Origin of the sequence: Companilactobacillus muriivasis (genome assembly GCF_036246245.1) — a bacterium.
GTDB classification, from domain to species: Bacteria; Bacillota; Bacilli; order Lactobacillales; family Lactobacillaceae; genus Companilactobacillus; species Companilactobacillus muriivasis.
On record NZ_BTTQ01000022.1, the window covers coordinates 1 to 1,453 of the forward strand.

At 35.0% G+C, this 1,453-nt stretch carries 1 protein-coding gene; it reads left to right on the plus strand.

Annotation, left to right across the window (positions count from 1 at the left end; all coding sequences use genetic code 11):
* Positions 1 to 134: 134 nt before the first annotated feature.
* Positions 135 to 1,385: an ISL3 family transposase gene (locus tag AAA923_RS12305; protein ID WP_338217505.1), complete on the plus strand. Its 1,251-nt coding sequence runs from the start codon at positions 135 to 137 to the stop codon at positions 1,383 to 1,385.
* The last annotated feature ends 68 nt before the right edge of the window (positions 1,386 to 1,453 follow it).

Here is a 1,453-nt window from a genome sequence, read left to right on the forward strand (position 1 = left end):
GGTTCTATACTTTCTGGTATTGATGAATAATCAATACCAGTTTTTTTATGTCTTTTTCTAAGCAAAACAAAAGAACATTACTGTTCTCATGTTAGGATTTAAGCGACCAAACCCAATCCAAGGAGAGAATAATAATGTCCCAAGACAATTCTATACTTTGTGTACTAAACATAAAAGACAATAACATTAAAAATGTTTCAGTGAGTGATTCAAAGATCAAGATCCATGGCACTTTGAAACGTATTAAAGTAGTTCGCGCTGAATTGTCTTATAACCTAAATCGTTGCCCTCAGTGTGGTGAAAATACTCTAGTAAAGAATGGCAAACGTACTACCAATGCAAGGTTAGCTAGTTTTAACGGTGTGGAATATCATCTTATACTCAAGAAACAACGTTTTATGTGTAAGAACTGTGGTAGCACCTGCGGTGCCCACAGTGACTTACTTATCAAGAATCATACAATGACAAAACAAGTTATATCTCGAATATTCTCTATGGCAAAAGAGTCATTTACTTTGTCTTCTATGGCCAAATTACTCGGTATTTCAACAAGTACAGTAAGCAGAATCCTTTACGAGGATACACATCTGCCAAGCAGATGTGCCTACCTTCCAGAAAATCTGTGTTTTGACGAATTTCGATCTGTTCAACATCTATTTACCTTCATAGCCATTGACGCAAAAACACATCACCTGATTGATCTTGTACACGATAGGCTATCAAAGACCCTAACAGAACATTTTCTTAATAAGTACAGTCTCAAAGAACGCAAAGCTGTGAAGACTGTATCCATTGATTTGAATGCCAATTACCAATTGGTAGTTCATAAAGTATTTCCAAACGCACGAATAATAGTTGATAGATTTCATATTGTTCAACTATGTAGTAGGGCTTTAGACCAAGTTAGAATTCAGACATTGAAGAAAATTGACGATAAAAAGTCTCGTCAATACAAAGCTCTAAAGAAGGATTGGCGCCTGTTCCACCTGCCATGGGCAGATGTGGATGCCACTAATATAAAATATATATTCGGTATAAATGAATACTCTACAATTCAAAATGTGATTGATCTCGGCACTGATCAATCACCAGTATTTAAACAAGCATATGAAACATATCAATTAATAGAATCATCAATTAAAGACCATAATCCTAATTTACTTAGAGAAACTATCCGTAATTATAAGAAGAATAATACTGCTATGGATACGTCAATCAGCACATTGCGTAAGAACTTAAAATACGTAAGCAATAGTTGCTTATTGCCTTACTCCAATGGTCCCCTAGAGGGAACCATTGGTAAGATAAAGAAACTTAAACATAATAGCTATGGGTTCAGAAATCTTGACCACTTGCTTAAAAGAATAAGACTGATTTGTGCATAGAAAAAGCACCTCAATTAAGAGGTGCTTTAGGCTCAAAATCATTCATCAATACGATTTGACAAAGAACC